This window comes from Streptomyces sp. NPDC107538, assembly GCF_055657445.1.
In genome coordinates this window covers 688,569-705,522 of sequence record NZ_JBVKAY010000005.1, presented here as the reverse complement: position 1 = coordinate 705,522, position 16,954 = coordinate 688,569, and the positions used below count along the sequence as shown (strand labels likewise).

The 16,954-nt window shown below is 72.2% G+C and carries 14 protein-coding genes; 3 read left to right on the top strand and 11 right to left on the bottom strand.

Annotated features, from left to right (window positions below):
- Nucleotides 1–2 precede the first annotated feature (2 nt).
- Nucleotides 3–623, bottom strand: coding sequence for a DUF47 domain-containing protein (locus ACZ7MG_RS21635; protein WP_471395646.1), 621 nt, complete (start codon nt 621–623; stop codon nt 3–5).
- 188 nt (nt 624–811) lie between these two features.
- On the opposite strand from ACZ7MG_RS21635, the gene ACZ7MG_RS21630 reads away from it, so the two are divergent.
- Complete coding sequence (locus ACZ7MG_RS21630) at nt 812–1,186, top strand: metal-sensitive transcriptional regulator (RefSeq protein WP_471395645.1); 375 nt, start codon at nt 812–814, stop codon at nt 1,184–1,186.
- A gap of 44 nt (nt 1,187–1,230) precedes the next feature.
- Here the strand turns inward: ACZ7MG_RS21630 and ACZ7MG_RS21625 are convergent, their stop codons facing one another.
- The 10 genes from ACZ7MG_RS21625 to mshD all read right to left on the bottom strand — a co-directional run bounded on the left by ACZ7MG_RS21625 (nt 1,231) and on the right by mshD (nt 11,593).
- Nucleotides 1,231–1,416, bottom strand: coding sequence for a hypothetical protein (locus ACZ7MG_RS21625; protein WP_471395644.1), 186 nt, complete (start codon nt 1,414–1,416; stop codon nt 1,231–1,233).
- Nucleotides 1,417–1,535: 119 nt separating this feature from the next.
- The gene (locus tag ACZ7MG_RS21620; RefSeq protein WP_471395643.1) at nt 1,536–2,369 is read right to left on the bottom strand and encodes an SCO4651 family lipoprotein; all 834 of its coding nucleotides are present in this window, start codon (nt 2,367–2,369) and stop codon (nt 1,536–1,538) included.
- 457 nt (nt 2,370–2,826) lie between these two features.
- Nucleotides 2,827–3,249: an NUDIX hydrolase gene (locus tag ACZ7MG_RS21615; RefSeq protein WP_471395642.1), complete on the bottom strand. Its 423-nt coding sequence runs from the start codon at nt 3,247–3,249 to the stop codon at nt 2,827–2,829.
- On the bottom strand, nt 3,246–4,532 hold the full coding sequence (locus tag ACZ7MG_RS21610) for a CHAD domain-containing protein (protein WP_471395641.1): 1,287 nt from the start codon (nt 4,530–4,532) through the stop codon (nt 3,246–3,248). Before ACZ7MG_RS21610 ends, ACZ7MG_RS21615 begins: the two co-directional genes overlap by 4 nt.
- The gene (locus ACZ7MG_RS21605; RefSeq protein ID WP_471395664.1) at nt 4,513–6,747 is read right to left on the bottom strand and encodes an RNA degradosome polyphosphate kinase; all 2,235 of its coding nucleotides are present in this window, start codon (nt 6,745–6,747) and stop codon (nt 4,513–4,515) included. The genes ACZ7MG_RS21610 and ACZ7MG_RS21605 overlap by 20 nt, the downstream gene beginning before the upstream one ends.
- 485 nt (nt 6,748–7,232) lie before the next feature.
- Complete coding sequence (locus ACZ7MG_RS21600) at nt 7,233–8,213, bottom strand: ABC transporter permease (RefSeq protein ID WP_471395640.1); 981 nt, start codon at nt 8,211–8,213, stop codon at nt 7,233–7,235.
- Complete coding sequence (locus ACZ7MG_RS21595) at nt 8,210–9,214, bottom strand: ABC transporter permease (protein ID WP_471395639.1); 1,005 nt, start codon at nt 9,212–9,214, stop codon at nt 8,210–8,212. Before ACZ7MG_RS21595 ends, ACZ7MG_RS21600 begins: the two co-directional genes overlap by 4 nt.
- Entirely contained in the window at nt 9,211–10,164 is a 954-nt protein-coding gene (locus ACZ7MG_RS21590; protein WP_471395638.1) for an ABC transporter ATP-binding protein, read from the bottom strand. The genes ACZ7MG_RS21595 and ACZ7MG_RS21590 overlap by 4 nt, the downstream gene beginning before the upstream one ends.
- On the bottom strand, nt 10,161–10,556 hold the full coding sequence (locus ACZ7MG_RS21585) for a GntR family transcriptional regulator (protein ID WP_471395637.1): 396 nt from the start codon (nt 10,554–10,556) through the stop codon (nt 10,161–10,163). The genes ACZ7MG_RS21590 and ACZ7MG_RS21585 overlap by 4 nt, the downstream gene beginning before the upstream one ends.
- Before the next feature lie 110 nt (nt 10,557–10,666).
- Nucleotides 10,667–11,593, bottom strand: coding sequence for a mycothiol synthase (mshD, locus tag ACZ7MG_RS21580; RefSeq protein ID WP_471395636.1), 927 nt, complete (start codon nt 11,591–11,593; stop codon nt 10,667–10,669).
- A 274-nt stretch (nt 11,594–11,867) separates the two neighbouring features.
- Between mshD and ACZ7MG_RS21575 the strand changes: the two genes are divergently transcribed.
- Both ACZ7MG_RS21575 and ACZ7MG_RS21570 read left to right on the top strand, forming a co-directional pair.
- Nucleotides 11,868–13,679 carry a bifunctional metallophosphatase/5'-nucleotidase gene (locus ACZ7MG_RS21575; protein WP_471395635.1) on the top strand — a complete coding sequence of 604 codons (1,812 nt, stop codon included), beginning with the start codon at nt 11,868–11,870 and terminating at the stop codon, nt 13,677–13,679.
- A gap of 211 nt (nt 13,680–13,890) precedes the next feature.
- Nucleotides 13,891–16,950: an NACHT domain-containing protein gene (locus ACZ7MG_RS21570; protein ID WP_471395634.1), complete on the top strand. Its 3,060-nt coding sequence runs from the start codon at nt 13,891–13,893 to the stop codon at nt 16,948–16,950.
- The last annotated feature ends 4 nt before the right edge of the window (nt 16,951–16,954 follow it).

The following is a 16,954-nucleotide window of genomic DNA, read 5'->3' as shown; positions in this document are numbered from 1 at the left end:
GGTCAGGACTCCTTGACGGCGATGGTCTCCACCGTGTTCGCCACGTGCTCGAACGCGTCCGCAGCCTCCTCCAGCACATCCACGATCTGCTTGAGCTTGAGGACCTCGATGGCGTCGTACTTGCCGTTGAAGAGGTGGGCCAGGAGCTTGCGGTGGATCTGGTCCGCCTGGTTCTCCAGCCGGTTCACCTCGATCCAGTACTCGGTGAGGTTGTCCATCGTGCGGAGGTTGGGCATCGCCTCGGCCGTCAGTTCGGCGGCGCGGGACAGGACCTCGATCTGCTGCTCGACGCCCTTGGGCAGGTCCTCCACGTTGTAGAGGACGACCAGGTCGACGGCCTCCTCCATGAAGTCCATGATGTCGTCGAGGGAGGACGCGAGGGAGTAGATGTCCTCGCGGTCGAAGGGCGTGATGAACGAGGAGTTCAACTGGTGGAAGATCGCGTGTGTGGCGTCGTCACCGGCGTGTTCAGCGGCCCGCATACGCTCTGCGATCTCGGCCCGGCCGGCGGTGTCCGCCCCGAGCAGTTCCATGAGGAGTTTCGAGCCCGTGACGATGTTGTCCGCGGATGCGGCGAACATGTCGTAGAAGCTCGTCTCCCTGGGGGTCAGACGAAAGCGCACGTGGGGTCCTCGGTATGCATTGGTTTCGGTCAGGCTGATGCTAGGCGCATCATCCGGCCACGGCTAATGGGCCGTCCCCCAGTGTCGCCCATCAGGCAGATCGACCGGCAGGGGGGCCGCCCGCAGGGCGTATACCCGCCAAAGTTCGCTACCATATACCCGGTAGGGGTATATGTCTGGAGGCTGCGATGACGACCACAGGGGCCGGTGCCGAGGTGCCCTCCGCCGTAGACGCCGTGGACGGTGCGAGGCCGGAGGTCGTGACCGACCACGACCGTGGAATCCACGGGTACCACAAGCAGAAGGACGAGCATCTCAAGCGTCTGCGGCGGATCGAGGGTCAGATCCGTGGACTGCAGCGGATGGTCGACGAGGACGTCTACTGCATCGACATACTCACCCAGGTCTCCGCCTCCACCAAGGCCCTGCAGTCCTTCGCGCTGCAGCTCCTGGAGGAGCACCTGCGGCACTGCGTCGCCGACGCGGCCCTCAAGGGCGGCGCCGAGATCGATGCGAAGGTGGAGGAGGCGACGAAAGCGATCGGGCGGCTGCTGCGGACCTGAGGTTCGGGGGCGGAAGACCGGGGTCGGTTTTCGGCCAGGCCGACCTAGTGGGGCGGCTCGTCCTCGTGGGCGCGTTCTTCCCAGACGCGTAGGACCTCGTCGATGCGGTCGGGGCTGAGGCGGTCGCCGTCGGTGGTCGAGGCGGCGATGATGAGGTCGCCGCACAGCTCGATCTCGGCGAGGGCCACGTGGTCCTGAACCGCCGTACCGCCTGCCGGAGCCACGCGCATCACCTCTTCTCCGCCGTCACCGACTTCGACGACAGGTCCTAGGGTAGGCAGCGGCCCACAGCCCGCGCATGGCACCAACGGACCATTTCCGGCCCCGTACTTTCCGGGCCACCGCGGGGCTACTCCTCGGCGATCTTCCCGGCGTAGATGTCCTCGGGCCGCGGCAGCCGTACGGCGACGGGGACGCCGAAGTCGTACAGCAGGGTCGTCGAGGCGACGGCGACGGTGCCCTCCTGGCCGCCGTTGACGAAGCTGAAGCGGTGGCGGACCTTGCGGATACGGCCGTCGTCGTCGAGGTAGGCGTCGAAGGGGACGCGGGCGGTGGCGAAGCCCTGGGCCGCGGCGCGCAGGGCGGCCCGGTTGCCCTCGGAGGCGGCGCGGGAGGCGGTCGTCAGGTCGGCGGTGCCGCGGTAGTGCCGGACCCGGGTGCCGTCGACCTCGGTCTCGCCCACGTACTGAGCCGTACGCGCCCCGCGCAGCACCTCGGCCGCCGCGAACGGGTCGGTGGCGCCGCCGGTGACCAGATTGCCGTCGGAGAGGGTGCCGGTGTCGACGCGGACCCATTTGTCGGCGGGGACGCCCGCGCCCCGGTTCTTCATGAACAGGGCGCCGGGGGCGAGGAGTTCGGTGATCGGGCGGTGCTCGCTGCGGCCGGCGGGGTCGTGCGGGAGGAGCACCTTGAGCCGGCCGAGGCGGCGGCCGTAGTCGTAGACGCCCTCGCCGTGGATGGTCACGCGGGTGCCGCCGGTGGCCATCTCCATCTCCGTACGGGCCTTGGAGCTGCCCGCGCGGACGAGGGTGGGGGCGGCGCGGTGCATCAGGTCGACGGGGTCGGTGGGGAGGGAGTCGTCGTCGGCGCCGGGGCCGGCGCAGCCGGTGACGCCGGCCGCGCCGGCCATGAGTCCCGCCGCGACGAGGGCCGCGCTCGTCCTGGTGTGCCGCCGCGTCACCATCGCCTGCCGATCCGCTGCCGCTGGGTTGTGCCGGGTTTGCTGTGGTCGTTTCGGATAACGACGGCCGGGGGTGGTTGTCACGCCGGGGGGCGCCTGATAGCTCGGGGGTTCGGGTGCGTTGGCGGGTGCGGGGCCGGTGGGGGTTCTCGCGCCCACGCGGCGGAGCCGCATATGGACAGAGCCCCGCGCCCCTGGAGAGGCGGGCTTCGCCCTGCCCCTCCAGGGGGTTCGACCCGACCATGGTGTGGGGGCTTGCCGTGGGTAACGTTGTTGGTGTGGCGCATCAGGACGAGGCGATACCCCCGCAGCAGCACCGGACGGTCACTGTCGAGCAGGGGCGGTTCTGTGTGGCGAGATGCAGTTGTGGGTGGCGTGGTCCGGCCAGACGGGCGCGGAGTCTGGCGCGGACGGACGCGGAGGGGCACGCGGTGGGCGGGGTGTGAGCCCGGAGGCGGTGCTACACGTGGCGGAGGGCCGCCAGGAAGTCGTCGATCAGTTCGCGGTCGCGGGGCTGGGTGAGCCGGTCGCGGGCGGTGGCGGGGGTCAGCCAGAGGACGCGGTCCACCTCGCGGTTGGGCGTGAAGTGGCCGCCGGTCGCCTCGGCCGCCCAGTAACTCACCTGCTTGGCCCGGCCGTTGACGAAGTAGTGGGTCGTGGGCAGCCGGGGGCCGGGCGCACAGCGGTGGCCGGTCTCCTCCTCGACCTCGCGCAACGCCCCGGCGAGGGCGTCCTCGTCGCGCTTCAGCTTGCCCTTGGGGTGCGACCAGTCGTCGTACTTCGGCCGGTGGACCAGGCAGATCTCCAGGTCGTCGCCGTCGGGGGAGCGGCGCCACAGGACGCAGCCCGCCGCCTGGACGATCTCGTCGGTGTGTTCGGTCACGACGTGCTCACCGCCTCCTTCTGCCAGGACTGCTGGAACGCGAACCGGGATGCCTCCACTTCGTGGCGCTGGTCGGCGTGCAGGACACCGAGGGCGTAGGCCGTGGCCGGGGCGATCCTCGGGGTGCGGGCGGCGGCGGCCGCGGCGGAGGCCGCCTCGGAGGCGTCCCGGTGGCGGTTGAGGGCCTCGCCGGCCGCGAGGAGGCGGAGGTCGACGGGGACGGCCTCGGGGTGCAGGACCTCCAGGGCGTAGCGGTGGAGGCGGAGCAGCAGCCGTACCTGGTGCCAGGGGGCGTCCTGGGGGTGGGGCGCGGTGTCGGGGGAGAGGCCGTGGATGAGGGCCTCGGCGTTGTAGGGGTGGCCGGCCGTGTGCAGGGGGAGGCCGGTGACCGCGTCGCGGAGGCGGTCGTGGGCGGCGGCGGCGAGGGGGCGCAGGTCCGTGGTGGGGGCGGCGGCGGTGAGGGGGACCTCGCTGGCGAGGACGGCGACGTTGTCGGCGACGGCGTGGAAGCGGGAGGAGCCGAGGGCCTGGAGGGCCGCCGAGTGGGCCCGGGTGCGGGCCAGGGTGAGCTGGCGGTCCAGGAGGGCGCCCGCCTTCGCGGCGCCGACGGTGAGGCTGCCGCGGTCGGGGGTGGCCGTGGGGCGGGCACCTGGGCCGGCGGTGCCGGGTTCCTCCCCCAGTGCCTTGAGGGCCTGGGAGGTGCCCCCAGTGCCCACCCGTTCCGCCCCGGCGGAACGACTGCCCACAGCGGGGGCGGGAGCGGAGGAGCGGCTGCCGGAGGTGGCGGGGGAACGGCTGCCCGCGGTGCCTGGCGCGGTGGCGCGGCTGCCGGGGCCGGCGGCGGTGGAGGCGCCCGTGGAGGTGGCGCGGCTGCCCGCCGAGGTGGGGGTGGAGCGGGCCGGGAGGGTCGTCTGGGCCGGGAAGCCGGTGGCTCCCGACAGCCGGTTCAGGGCCGTGACCAGGCGGTCCAGGCGGGCCGCGTAGGCGTGCTCGCGGCCCAAGGTGCCCGACAGCCAGGCCAGTTCGGGGCGGAGGGACTCCGACCAGTCCGTGTCCAGGAGCGGTCGGAAGGTGTGGAGCGTGCCGCTGATGCGGCGGGCCGAGCGGCGCAGGGCCAGGGCCGCGTCGGTGGAATCCTCGCCTCCGCTCGCCGCGCCCCCGCCGGTCTCCCGGTGGGTGCGCAGCGCGCGGAGGAACTCCGTGGCCTGGGCCCGCAGATAGCCGGCGACGGCATCGGCGGCCACGGCCGTGGGGTCCGTGGGGTCAAGGTGTTGCTGTGCCACGCCGGCGCCTCCGGGCGTCAATGAGCATCTCCTGGACATTGCGCAGGGGTTGGCCGTCCGCGTCGGTGGAGTGCCGGATCCACTCGCCGTCGGGACCGAGGTGCCAGGAGGAGGTCGTGTCGGACATACCGGTCTCCAGCAGGCGGTTGAGCGCCGCCCGGTGGGCCGGGTCGGTGATCCGGATCAGTGCCTCGATCCGGCGGTCGAGGTTGCGGTGCATCATGTCGGCGCTGCCGAACCACACCTCCGGCTCGCCGCCGTTGCCGAAGCCGAAGATCCGTGAGTGTTCGAGGAAGCGGCCGAGGACCGAGCGGACCCGGACGTTCTCCGACAGGCCGGGGACGCCGGGCCGGATGGCGCATATGCCGCGCACCCACACGTCGACCGGCACACCCGCCTGCGAGGCCCGGTACAGGGCGTCGATGAGCGCCTCGTCCACGATCGAGTTGACCTTGATACGGACGTACGCGGGACGTCCGGCACGGTGGTGCTGGACCTCCTTGTTGACGCGGGCGATCAGCCCGTCGCGCAGGGACTTGGGCGCGACGAGCAGACGGCGGTAGGTCTCGCGGCGCGAGTAGCCGGAGAGCCGGTTGAAGAGGTCGGAGAGGTCCGCGCCGACCTGCGCGTCGGACGTCAGCACGCCCAGGTCCTCGTACAGCCGGGCCGTCTTCGGGTGGTAGTTGCCCGTGCCGACGTGGCTGTAGCGGCGGAGGGTGTCGCCCTCCTGGCGGACCACCAGGGACAGCTTGCAGTGGGTCTTCAGCCCGACCAGGCCGTAGACGACGTGACAGCCGGCCTCTTCCAGGCGCTTCGCCCACTTGATGTTGGCGTGCTCGTCGAAGCGGGCCTTGATCTCGACCAGGACAAGCACCTGCTTGCCGGCCTCGGCCGCGTCGATGAGCGCGTTGACTATGGGGGAGTCGCCGGACGTGCGGTACAGCGTCTGCTTGATCGCCAGGACGTCCGGGTCCTCGGCCGCCTGCTCCAGGAAGGCCTGCACCGACGTCGAGAACGAGTCGTACGGATGGTGCAGCAGCACGTCCCGGTTGCGCAGCGCGGCGAAGATGTCGGGCGCGGACGCCGACTCGACCTCGGCCAGCTCGCGGTGGACGCCCGCGACGAACTTGCGGTACTTCAGCTCCGGCCGGTCCAGGGAGGCGATGCGGAAGAGGCCGGTGAGGTCCAGGGGCCCGGTCAGCGGGTAGACCTCGGACTCCTTGATCTTCAGCTCGCGCACCAGCAGGTCCAGGACCTCCTGGTTGATGTTCTCCTCGACCTCCAGGCGCACCGGCGGCCCGAAGCGGCGCCGCATCAGCTCCTTCTCCAGGGCCTGGAGAAGGTTCTCGGCGTCGTCCTCCTCGACCTCCAGGTCCTCGTTGCGGGTGACCCGGAAGGCGTGGTGCTCCAGCACCTCCATGCCCGGGAACAGCTCCTCCAGGTGGGCGCCGATCACGTCCTCCAGCGGGACGTACCGGCCCGGGGAGGCCTCCAGGAAGCGGGAGAGCAGCGGCGGCACCTTGACCCGGGCGAAGTGCGAGGTGCCCGTCACCGGGTTCTGCACGCGCACGGCCAGGTTCAGGGAGAGGCCCGAGATGTACGGGAAGGGGTGCGCCGGGTCGACGGCCAGCGGGGTCAGCACCGGGAAGATCTGGTGCCGGAAGAGCGTGAAGAGACGGGCCTGCTCCTTCTCCGCCAGCTCGCTCCAGCGGACCAGGTGCACGCCCTCCTCGGCCAGGGCCGGGGCGACGTCCTCATGGAAGCAGGCGGCGTGCCGGGCCATCAGCTCGCGGGAGCGGGCCCAGATCATCTCCAGCACCTCGCGGGGCTGGAGGCCGGAGGCGGAGCGGGTGGCCACGCCGGTGGCGATACGGCGCTTCAGGCCGGCCACCCGGACCATGAAGAACTCGTCGAGGTTGCTGGCGAAGATGGCCAGGAAGTTCGCTCGTTCGAGCAGGGGGGTGTTCGGGTCCTCGGCCAGTTCCAGGACCCGTTCGTTGAAGGCGAGCCAGCTGCGCTCCCGGTCGAGGAAGCGGCCCTGCGGCAGCTTCTCGCCGTCGTACTCCTCTTCCTCGTATCCGTCGAGGTCGGCGTCGATGTCGGGTTCCAGGTCGGAGACCGCGGCCGAGACCGTGTGCGGGCGGTGTCCGGTGATGGAGCCGACGGTCGGCTGTGCGTGCTGGACCTGGTCTGCCTGGGCGTTGGACTGGCTCATGGCACCATTCTTCCGCGCCGCGAGCATCACCGGCGCGTCGGACAGGGCCGGGGGGAGTGCCGGGACGGGCGAGGAGGCGTTCGCCGCGTCGTTCTCGGCGATGTCCGCGTCGATGCGCGCGACGACGTCCACGACGTCGGCGGGGTGGTGCGGGGCGACGGGGACGGTCGCACGGGGGCCGTTCCCCGTGCTCTTCCCGTTGCTTGGGCCGTTGCGTGGGGGAGGCGAGGGCTCGGGCACGACGGGGTTCATTGCGGAAGCGTCGCAAGGCCGTCTGAATCGTTGGTTACGGCGACCTTACGTGCGGGATAGCGCAGGGAGGACCGCCGGTTCCGCGGAGGCATGCGGCGGGCCCCGGCGCACGCCGTTCCGCCCTCGCGCGCCGTTCACCTGCCGTACACCGTCGGCGCGCCCCGCGCGAGGGATGCCCGGCACGCCCCTCCCCCCGTAGGAGGGGCGTGCCCGTCCGGGGTGTCGGCCGGCCGTCAGCGGGTGCGGCGGCGCACCAGCCAGAAGGCGGCGGCGGTGGCGAGGAGGGTGACGGCGAGGATGACGCCGGTCGTCATGAGGTGCAGCGGCCAGAAGTGGGATGCCGGGTGCACCTCGGCGTAGAGATCGGTGAAGCCCTTCCCGCTCATGCACCTGGTGTAGTCGATGTCGGCATCGGCGTCGAAGCAGCTGAGGTCGTCGACGCGGGCGCCGGAGCCGGTGACGGCGCCCAGCTCCAGCTGGTCCGCCGACATCGGCAGCCGGCTGGCGGCGGTGCCCACGAGCGTCGTGGAGGGCCACAGCTGGTCGTATCGCACGTCGAGCCATGCGCGGAACGCGAGCAGGAAGCCGAAGGCCACGGTGAGCGCGGGCAGCGCCCGCCGGAGAACGATGCCCGCCAGGGCGCCGACGGCCAACGCGCACAGGGCGTACGCCAGGACCGCGGGGCCCCGGTTCAGGAAGGGGTCGGTGTAGTACCACTCGTCGCCGCGCAGGTCCTGGTTCGAGGACCAGGCCCAGCGGTAGACCAGCACCAGGACGGTCGTGCCGACGGTCAGCGCGGCGGCGGGCACCGCGAGCTTGGCGGTGAGCCACCGGATGGGGGTGACGGACTGGGTCCAGGCCAGCTGGGCCGTGCCCCGTTCCAGCTCACGGCCGGTCAGTGAAGCCCCCGCCCAGGCGGCCACGGCGTAGGAGGAGTAGGCGATCAAGGTACCGATCGAGCTCATGGCCGAGGAGTAGTCGAAGGCGGACCCGAGGTCGATGCACCCGTCCGCCAGCTTCTGGCAGGCGTCCTGCTCCGCGCGTACCTCCGGGCCCGTGACGAACTGGGCCCAGAGCATCCACCCGACCATGAGCAGTACGTACGCGCTCCACACCAGCAGTGCCGCGCGGTGCACGCGCCACACGGTCCAGGTCAGGCCGCCGCGGGCGGCGGTGTCCGCCGGGGGTGTGGCGGCGAGGGTCTCGGCGCTCATCCGGCACCTCCCGTACGGCGGCGCAGCAGCCCGAACGCGGTCCACATCAGCAGGGCCGTGGCGGTGAGGACGATGGCGGTCTCGACGAGTTGCAGGGGCCAGAAGTGGGAGGAGGGGTGGAAGTCGGCGTAGAAGGAGACGGCGTCGGTGCGGCCGCAGGACTCGTCCGTGCATGTCAGGTCCGAGACACGCTCTCCGGTCGCGGTGATGAAGCCGCGGTCGACCAGCTCGCCCGTCCAGTCCCGGTCCGCGGTCTTGGAGACGAGGGTCTCGACCGGCCACAGCAGGTGCCGGTTGGACTGGAGTGCGCCCGCCAGGACGGCGGTGCCCACCAGGCCGGCGGCGAGGGCGGGGAGCGAGCGGCGCAGCAGCAGGCCGGCGACGACACCGACCGCCAGGCCCAGCAGGGCGTAAGCCGTGGCGGCGGTGCCGTGGCCCGTGAAGGTGGCGGACGCGAACCAGTCCCGCGTCCCGAGCGCGTGCCGGAGGCGTTCCTCCCGCCACCACACCAGGCGGTTCAGCAGGGTCAGCAGGACCGTCCCGGAGACGATCAGGGCGGCCGGGACCGCGAGCTTGGCGGCGAGCCAGCGGGCCGGGGTGACGGACTGGGTCCAGGCCAGCCTCGCCGTGCCGCTCTCCAGCTCACGGCCGATCAGGGCGCCGCCGGCCCAGGCGCCGATCAGGGCCGGGGCGATGGTGAGGAGGGCGAGGGCGAGGGCGACCACCTGGTCGTACTGGTCGTGCGGGGCACCCAGTACGCAGTAGTCGACCTCCGCGCAGCCCCTCCTCACGTACGCGGCCCAGACCGCGTCCACCCCCGGTCCGGCGGCCCACAGCAGCCCGGCGGCGACGAGGCCCACCAGCAGCCCCCAGAACCACAGCGCGGACTGGTGCACGCGGAGCGTGGCCCGGATCAGGCCCCGGACCGGGGTCAGGGGGGAGGCGGGGGCCGGGTCCCCGGCGGGGGCGGTGCCCACCGTCTCGGTGATCGTGGTGCTCATACGGCCGCCTCCCGTGTCCCGGTGCCGTTCGTCCCGGCCGTGAGGTCACCCGTGCCCTCGTCGCGGTCCTCGTCGTCGCCCGTGTCCTCGATCGTGAGGGCCGGGGCCCCCGGTGCCCTGAGGTGGGCGAGGACCAGCTCCTCCAGGGACGGTTCGGCGGTCTGCCAGCCGGTGCCCACGGGGCCCCGGGGGCGGATGAGCGCGGTGTGTTGACGCCCCGTCGTGCGGGACTCGACGACCGTGTGCGGGGCGAGATCGCCGGCCGGGCCGGTGACCAGGGTGTGTGCGGCGAGCACCTCGTCCAGCGGGCCCGCCAGCCGGACGCGCCCGGCGCCCAGCAGGAACAAGTGGTCGCAGGAACCCTCCAGTTCGGCCACTACGTGCGAGGACATGACAACCGTGGTGCCGTGCTCGGCGGCGTCCGCGAGCAGCGTGCCCATCAGCTGGTGCCGGGCGAGCGGGTCGAGGTCGGCCATCGGCTCGTCCAGGAGCAGCAGTTCGGGCCGCTTGCCGAGGGCGAGGGCGAGCGCCACGCGGGTGCGCTGGCCACCGGAGAGGGAGCGGATCTTGGCGCCCCGGTCCAGCCCGCCCTCGTCCACCACCCGCCCGGCGACGGTCGCGTCCCAGCACCGGGGGTTCAGCTCATGGCCCAGCCGCAGGGTCTCGGCGACGGTCAACTGCGGGTACAGGGGCTTGTCCTGGGCGACGTACGCGATGCGTTCGCGGGCCGCCTCCGGGGTCGTCCCCAGCACACTGATCGTGCCCTCGGTCGGGGCGAGCAGCCCGGCCGCGTGGGCCAGGAGCGTCGACTTGCCCGCGCCGTTCGGGCCGACGACCGCGCACACGCGTCCTGTCGGCAGCCGCAGCGTGCAGTCGCGCAGTGCCCAGCCCCCCTGCCGCCACCCGAACTTCTTGCCGAGCGCGGCCGCCTCCATCGCGGTCCCGGTCATGCCTCGTCCCCCTGGTCTTCCTTGAAGTGTTCATCCAGCATCGAAGTGAAGAGCGCCTCCACGTCGGCCCGTTCGAGCCCGGTCTCCCGTGCTCTCGCGGTCCACCTGTCCAGCTCCGCGCGCAGTGGCGAGTCGACGGGTGCGGTGCCCAGTCCCTTCCGTACGAACGTGCCGAGGCCGCGGCGGGCCTCGACCAGGCCTTCGCGCTCCAGCTCGCGGTAGGCCTTCAGCACGGTGTTCGGGTTGATCGCGGTGGCCTCCACGACCTCGCGGGCCGTGGGGAGCTTGTCCCCGGGCTCCAACAGGCCGAGCCGCAGGGCCTGTTTGGTCTGCTGGACGATCTGCACATAGGTGGCGACACCGCTGCGCCGGTCGATGCGGTACTCGACCACGGGGACAACACCCTTTCACTAATTGAGTAGTGAAAGGGTGGTGCAAGAGAGGGGGCGGTGTCAACACACCGCCCCCAGCCTGTGGACAACTCCGGCTTCGCCCGTATGCGTCAGGTTTCGCTGCGGTACATCAGGTCCGTCTCGTACGTCACGAAGCCGAGGCGTTCGTAGACCGTGACCGCCGCCTTGTTGTCCGCGTCGACGTAGAGCATCGCGGTGGGCAGGCCCTGGGCGGCGAGGTGGCGCAGGCCGATCGTGGTGAGTGCCTTGCCGAGGCCTCCGCCCTGGGCGCCGGGGCGGACGCCGACGACGTACACCTCGCCGAGCTGCTCGGCGGCGTGCGCCTTCGTCCAGTGGAAGCCGATCAGCTCCCCTTCCCTGAAGGCCAGGAAGAAGCCCGCCGGGTCGAACCAGGGTTCGGCCTTGCGGTCGTCCAGGTCGCGCTGGGTGAGGGCGCCCTGTTCGGGGTGGTGGGCGAACGCCTCCGCGTTCGCGGCGAGCCAGGCCGCGTCGTCCTCGCCGGGGCGGAAGGGGCGCACGTGGACCCCGTCGGGGAGTACCGGCTCGGGGGGGTCGAAATCGGCCAGGGAGCGGCGCATCTGGCGGAGTTCGCGGAACAGGGTGAGGCCGAGGACCTGGGCGAGATGGCGGGCGGCGGAGTGGCCGCCGTGCGCCCAGATCCGCAGCCGTTTGCCGGACTCGGCGAGCAGGGCGGAGCCCAGGGCGCGGCCGTGGCCGTGGCCCCGGTGGGAGGGGTGGACGACCAGCTCGGCCGCCGGGGCCTCGATGGGGTCGGTGTCCTCCAGCTGGGCGTAACCGACGAGGGTGTCGCCGACGGTGAGGAGGAGGTGGGCCACGCCTTCGCGGGGGCCGCCGCGGAGTTGGAGGCGGCCCTGCTCGGACACCGCCTGCTGGCCGTCGACCTGGGCGGCCTCGTCGAGGAGGGTGCGGACGGCGGCCGTCTGGTCGGGGGTGAGGTCCAGGCTTGTCTCGATGCGGCGCGCTCCGCTGGGCTGGGCCGTGTCGTCGCTGGTCATGGGTACGAGGTTAGCTCCGCGGGGGGCGCCTACGGGGTGGGGTGGTTCCGTGGTGTTCGCGGGTGCGGCTTGAATGTGGTTGCTCGCGCAGTTCCCCGCGCCCCTTTGGGGCGCGCCGTTCGCCCCCTTTCGTCACCAGTCCTCCTTGATGGCAACCAGGTCGTAACCATGAACCCCCTGTCGCGCTACGCGCGTTGACCCTACGCTTCGGGCCGACGGGGCCGTTCTCACGTTTCCCTTACTTCTCTTACCTCTCACGAACCCAGGGGGGCACATGTCAGCCACACCCCAAGCGCAGCGCCGTAGAAGCCGCCGGAACCGGATCCTCGCCGCCGCGGCCGGGCTGGCGACCGTAGGGGCGCTGGCCGCCGCGATCCCGGCGAGTGCCGGTGAGGCGCCGTCGCAGAAGCCCGGCAAGAACAAGCCGCGGTACCAGGACGTGCAGCTGCTGTCCTTCAACGACCTGCACGGCAACCTGGAGCCGCCGGCCGGTTCCTCGGGCCGGGTGACCGAGCTGCACGAGGACGGGACGACCACCACGATCAACGCCGGTGGCGTCGAGTACCTGGCCACGCACCTGCGCGAGGCCCGCAAGACCAACCCGAAGTTCTCGATCACCGCCGCCGCCGGTGACATGGTCGGTGCCTCCCCGCTGATCTCGGGCCTCTTCCACGACGAGCCCACCATCGAGGCGCTGAACGGTCTCGACCTCGACGTCACGAGCGTCGGCAACCACGAGTTCGACGAGGGCGCCAAGGAGCTGGCCCGCCTGCAGAAGGGCGGCTGTCACAAGGTCGACGGCTGCTACATCGAGGGCAAGAAGTTCAAGGGCGCCGACTTCCCGTACCTCGCGGCCAACGTCATCGAGGAGAAGACGAACAAGCCGCTCCTCAAGCCCTACTGGGTGTGGAAGAAGAACGGCGTCAAGATCGGCTTCGTCGGTGTGACGCTGGAGGACACCCCGGGCGTCGTCTCCGCCGAGGGCGTCAAGGGCCTCAAGTTCAAGGACGAGGTCGAGACGATCAACAAGTACGCCAAGGAGCTGGAGCAGCAGGGCGTCAAGTCGGTCGTCGCGCTGATCCACGAGGGCGGTCTCCCCGCCTCCCAGTCGTACAACTACGACTGCGACTCGCCCGGCGCCGGTGACGGCATCTCCGGGCCGATCGTCGACATCGCCAAGAACATCACGCCCAAGGTCGACGCCGTCGTCACCGGTCACACGCACGCCGCGTACGCCTGCACGATCAACGACCCGGCGGGCAAGCCGCGCATGGTCACCTCGGCCGCGTCCTTCGGCCGCCTGTACACGGACACGACGCTGACGTACGACCGCCAGACGGGTGACATCTCCCGTACGGCCGTGAAGTCCGCGAACCACGTGGTCACCCGGGACGTCGCGAAGGCCGCCGACATGACGGCCCTCATCAGTAAGTGGAACACCCTCGCCGCGCCCATCGGCAACCGTGCCATCGGCTACATATCCGCCGACGTGCCCAACGCCGGTACGGAGTCGCCGATGGGTGACCTGATCGCCGACGCGCAGTACTGGTACGGCAAGACGCTCGACCCCGAGGTCGACCTCGCGCTGATGAACCCCGGTGGGGTGCGCGCGCCGCTGACCTACGCGGCCAAGGGCACCGAGGGCGACGGCGTGGTGACCTACGCCGAGGGCTTCACCGTCCAGCCGTTCTCCAACACGGTCAACCTCCAGGACTTCACGGGCGCCCAGCTCGTCTCGGTCCTCCAGGAGCAGGTGAGCGGGTCGAACACCGCCGCGCCGAAGGTGCTGCTGCCGTCGTCCGGCCTGACGTACACGCTCGACCTGACGAAGACCGGCGCCGCCCGCGTCGTCGTCGACAGCATCAAGCTCAACGGCGCCGCCCTCGACCCGGCCGCCACCTACCGCGTCGCCACCAACAGCTTCCTCGCGGGCGGCGGCGACGGCTTCCCGACGCTCGGCCAGGGCACGAACGACCTGGTCGGCGCGGACGACCTCGCCGCCCTGGAGCAGTACCTGCTGGCCAACTCCTCGGCCACCAGCCCGATCGCGCCCCCGGCAGCCAACCGGATCACGATCGTCAACTAGCGGATCCGATCACCGAGTTCCCCGCACTCCCGGACGTCCGGGAGTGCGGGGATTTTTCTGTGCGCCGACCGGTGGCCGAGTCCTGCCGGCCCGAACGCGCCGCACATGCCCCCGGCATGCTTCCGCGCGCCTCCCCGCCCCGGACACACCCCCACCCGCCCACTCGTTCACCTCCAGAGCCAGTGACCGGATCACCACCACGGGGACGACCATGCGGACAGCGCTACGCCGACTACGAGACCCCCATGTCCAACGCCGCGTCGGCCTGGCCACGGCGGCCACCGCGCTGATCACCCTGACCGTCGTCCTCGCGACCGGAGGCCGTCCCGACACCAACTCCATGTGGATCTCCGCGATCTCCGCGGTCGTCTCCGTCAGCGCCTTCGTCGCCGACCTCCTCCGCGATCCCGCCCCGGACCCCGCCGCCGCCCCGGACCCCCACCGCCACCGTCACGCGGTGGACGAACTCGCCGAAGCCGTACGGATCCAGTGGTCCACGGAGTACCGGCTGCGCCGGCTCCAGGACCCCGATCCGCTCGACGTCCACTGGGTCCGCGTCGGTCCCCCGCTCGCCGACCACCGCCGCAACATCCGCGGCGGCCTCCCCCTCCCCGCGCCCCGCGACGGCGATCAGTCGCTCGACGGCATCGTGGAGATGTTCCGGGACGCGCCGTCGAGCCGCATGGTCGTCCTGGGCGAGCCGGGAGCCGGGAAGACGGTCCTCGCCATCCGCTTCGTGCTGGCCACCCTCGACGGGCGCGGCGACGGGGCGCCCGTACCTGTGCTGTTCGCACTCGCCGGCTGGGATCCCGAGGCCACCGGTCTGCGCGACTGGCTGGCGGAGCGGCTGGCGGCGGAGTACCGCCCGCTGGCCGCCGTACGGGGCGGGCGCACCCTCGCGCGTGTCCTGCTGGACGCCGGTCTCGTCCTGCCCGTGCTCGACGGCTTCGACGAACTCCCCGCGGCGGCACACCGCAGGGCGCTGGAGCGGCTGAACGCCGAGCTGGACGACCGGCTCCCGGTCCTGCTGACCTGCCGTACCACCGTCTGGGCGGCGGCGATGGACGACGGCGCCGATGTGCTGACGGCCGCCGAGGTCGTGCGCCTGCGCCCCCTGGACCGGTCGGCCGCCGAGCGCTATCTGCGCAGGACGACCCCGTCCACCGGCGTCGCCGCCCCGAGGGCCGGCACGCTCCCGCCGGACGGGGGCGACACCGTCTGGACGGGTGTGCTCGAAACCGCCTCCCCACCCCTGACCGCCGTACTGCGCTCCCCGCTGATGGTGGCGCTGGCCCGAAGGGTCTACGGCGACACCTCCCGCGACCCGTCGGAACTCAACGACATCGCCCGCTTCCCCACCTCCGCCGCCATCGAGAAACACCTCCTGGACGCCTTCGTCCCGGCCGCCTTCGCCGGCGGCACCGGCCCCTGGGCCCCCGAGACCGCGGACCGCTGGCTGCGCCGCCTCGCCCGCGAACTCCCCTGCCACCGCCCCGACGACAGCGGCACGGCCGCGACCGGTGTCTGGCGCCTCGCCTGGTGGGAGCTGTCCTCCGCGATGCCGCCCGTGCCACGGGTGCTCGGCCCGGCGCTGCTGGGGCTGCTCGCCACGGCGACCGTGCTGGTGCCGCTCGCGAAGTACGGCGGTGGCGTGGTCGCCGACTGGGACAGCGGACCGTCGACCGTGATCAACCTCGCGGGCATTCTGGTGGGCCTCTGCTTCGGGCTGGCCCGGCTGCTGCCGGAGACGCCCCGGTCGCCCCAGGGGCCGAGACAGCTGGCGCGCACGGCTCTGACGATGACCGCCGCGGGCGCGGTCGTGGCACTGGGCCTCGGAGTGCTCGCGCCGCCCTTCGTGGACGGCCGGCTCGGCGCCGTCCTCACCCCACGGTCCACCTGGTTCCTCAACGGCTGCTGCTTCGGCCTGATCCTGTCGATGATGTTCGCCGTCGGCGGCCTCTCCCGCCGCCCCCTCCCGCTGGGCCTGCCCTGGGCGTACAGCCCGGCCGGACCACGGGCCGTGCGGGCACTGGGCGGTGTGGTCGTCTTCGCCGGCCTGGCGATGCTCGGCTACGTCGACCACTTCGAGTTGGCCGTCCCGGCCGTCACCTGCCTCGTGGCCGGGCTCCTGCTCGTCTGTGCGGGCGTCCGCCGCGGCGAGCGGGCAGTCGGCCACTACACCTCCCCGGCCGCGGTCCTCCGCGCCTTCCGGTCGGGGCTGCTGCGCGGCCTCGTCGCCTGCACCCTCATCGGCACCTGCGCCGGGGCGGTCGTCGGCGGCATCACGGGCGCCTTCGCCGCGTACGGGATCCATGCCTCCGACCATGCCTCCGACCACGCCTCCGACCACTCGGCCGACCCGCCGTCGAGCGGCGACGTCATCGACGGCTGGCGGCTGGAGAAGACCGCAGCGAACAGCCGTTCAGTGACCTACGTGGGACAGGAGCGGAAGAGGGTGCTGCTCGTACGGCGCTCGGCACTCGCCCATCCCTTCGTCGTCTACCACGGGGCCCGGATCTCTTACGACCGGAAGATCGGCTACTCCGAGAAGGAGGTACGGATCCACCGGTGGGACGGGCGGTGGGTGGTCGACTGGGCCGGCAGGCCCAGCGAGGGGGCAGGCCGTGAGGCCGACAAGTGGCGGGGCAGGCCGGTCGACGCGCACAACCTCGTCGTCGCCCTGCCGCACGACGTCGAGGTGTGGCTCGTCCGCCGCTCCGTCGGGACGATCGTGCTCGACGCCGCACAGCCCCTGGTCGGCTTCGGTCTGCTCGTCGGCCTGATCGGCGGCTGCGCCTCCGGCGTCTACCGTGCCCTGAACACCCCCTCCGACACGATGCGCGCGGCGGGACCGCGCAGCACGCTGCGTACGGACCGGGCCGCGACCCTGGCGCGCAGCGCGGTCGCCGCGCTGCTCGCGGGCGGGGTCTGTCTGGCGTTCATCGCGGCGAGCGGCCGGGGCACCACGCTGGGCAGCATGCACACCGAGGTCTGGGTGCAGGTGGGCACCCACGCGCTCGCGCTGAGCGCGTGGGGACGACTGGGCGCGGCCCGGATCTGGCTGGCGCTCACCGGGCGGGCTCCCTGGCGGCTGATGCGGTTCCTCATGGAGGCCCATCACCGCGGCGTACTGCGGCAGTCGGGCGCGCACTACGAGTTCAGCCACCTCCGCCTGCAGCAGCGCCTGGCCTCCGACGATCCGCCGCCACCCGAACCACAGGCCACCGGGGAGCCCGCGACGGGCCGCCGGGGCCGGACCTCGGTCGGCTAGGGCC

Excerpts from the sequence above, each read along its gene's own strand:
- ACZ7MG_RS21625 (WP_471395644.1), bottom strand. The coding sequence starts at position 1,416 with ATGCGCGTGGCTCCGGCAGGCGGTACGGCGGTTCAGGACCACGTGGCC.
- ACZ7MG_RS21605 (WP_471395664.1), bottom strand. The coding sequence starts at position 6,747 with ATGAGCCAGTCCAACGCCCAGGCAGACCAGGTCCAGCACGCACAGCCG.
- ACZ7MG_RS21575 (WP_471395635.1), top strand. The coding sequence starts at position 11,868 with ATGTCAGCCACACCCCAAGCGCAGCGCCGTAGAAGCCGCCGGAACCGG.
- mshD (WP_471395636.1), bottom strand. The coding sequence starts at position 11,593 with ATGACCAGCGACGACACGGCCCAGCCCAGCGGAGCGCGCCGCATCGAG.
- ACZ7MG_RS21595 (WP_471395639.1), bottom strand. The coding sequence starts at position 9,214 with ATGAGCACCACGATCACCGAGACGGTGGGCACCGCCCCCGCCGGGGAC.
- ACZ7MG_RS21570 (WP_471395634.1), top strand. The coding sequence starts at position 13,891 with ATGCGGACAGCGCTACGCCGACTACGAGACCCCCATGTCCAACGCCGC.
- ACZ7MG_RS21620 (WP_471395643.1), bottom strand. The coding sequence starts at position 2,369 with ATGGTGACGCGGCGGCACACCAGGACGAGCGCGGCCCTCGTCGCGGCG.
- ACZ7MG_RS21600 (WP_471395640.1), bottom strand. The coding sequence starts at position 8,213 with ATGAGCGCCGAGACCCTCGCCGCCACACCCCCGGCGGACACCGCCGCC.
- ACZ7MG_RS21630 (WP_471395645.1), top strand. The coding sequence starts at position 812 with ATGACGACCACAGGGGCCGGTGCCGAGGTGCCCTCCGCCGTAGACGCC.
- ACZ7MG_RS21590 (WP_471395638.1), bottom strand. The coding sequence starts at position 10,164 with ATGACCGGGACCGCGATGGAGGCGGCCGCGCTCGGCAAGAAGTTCGGG.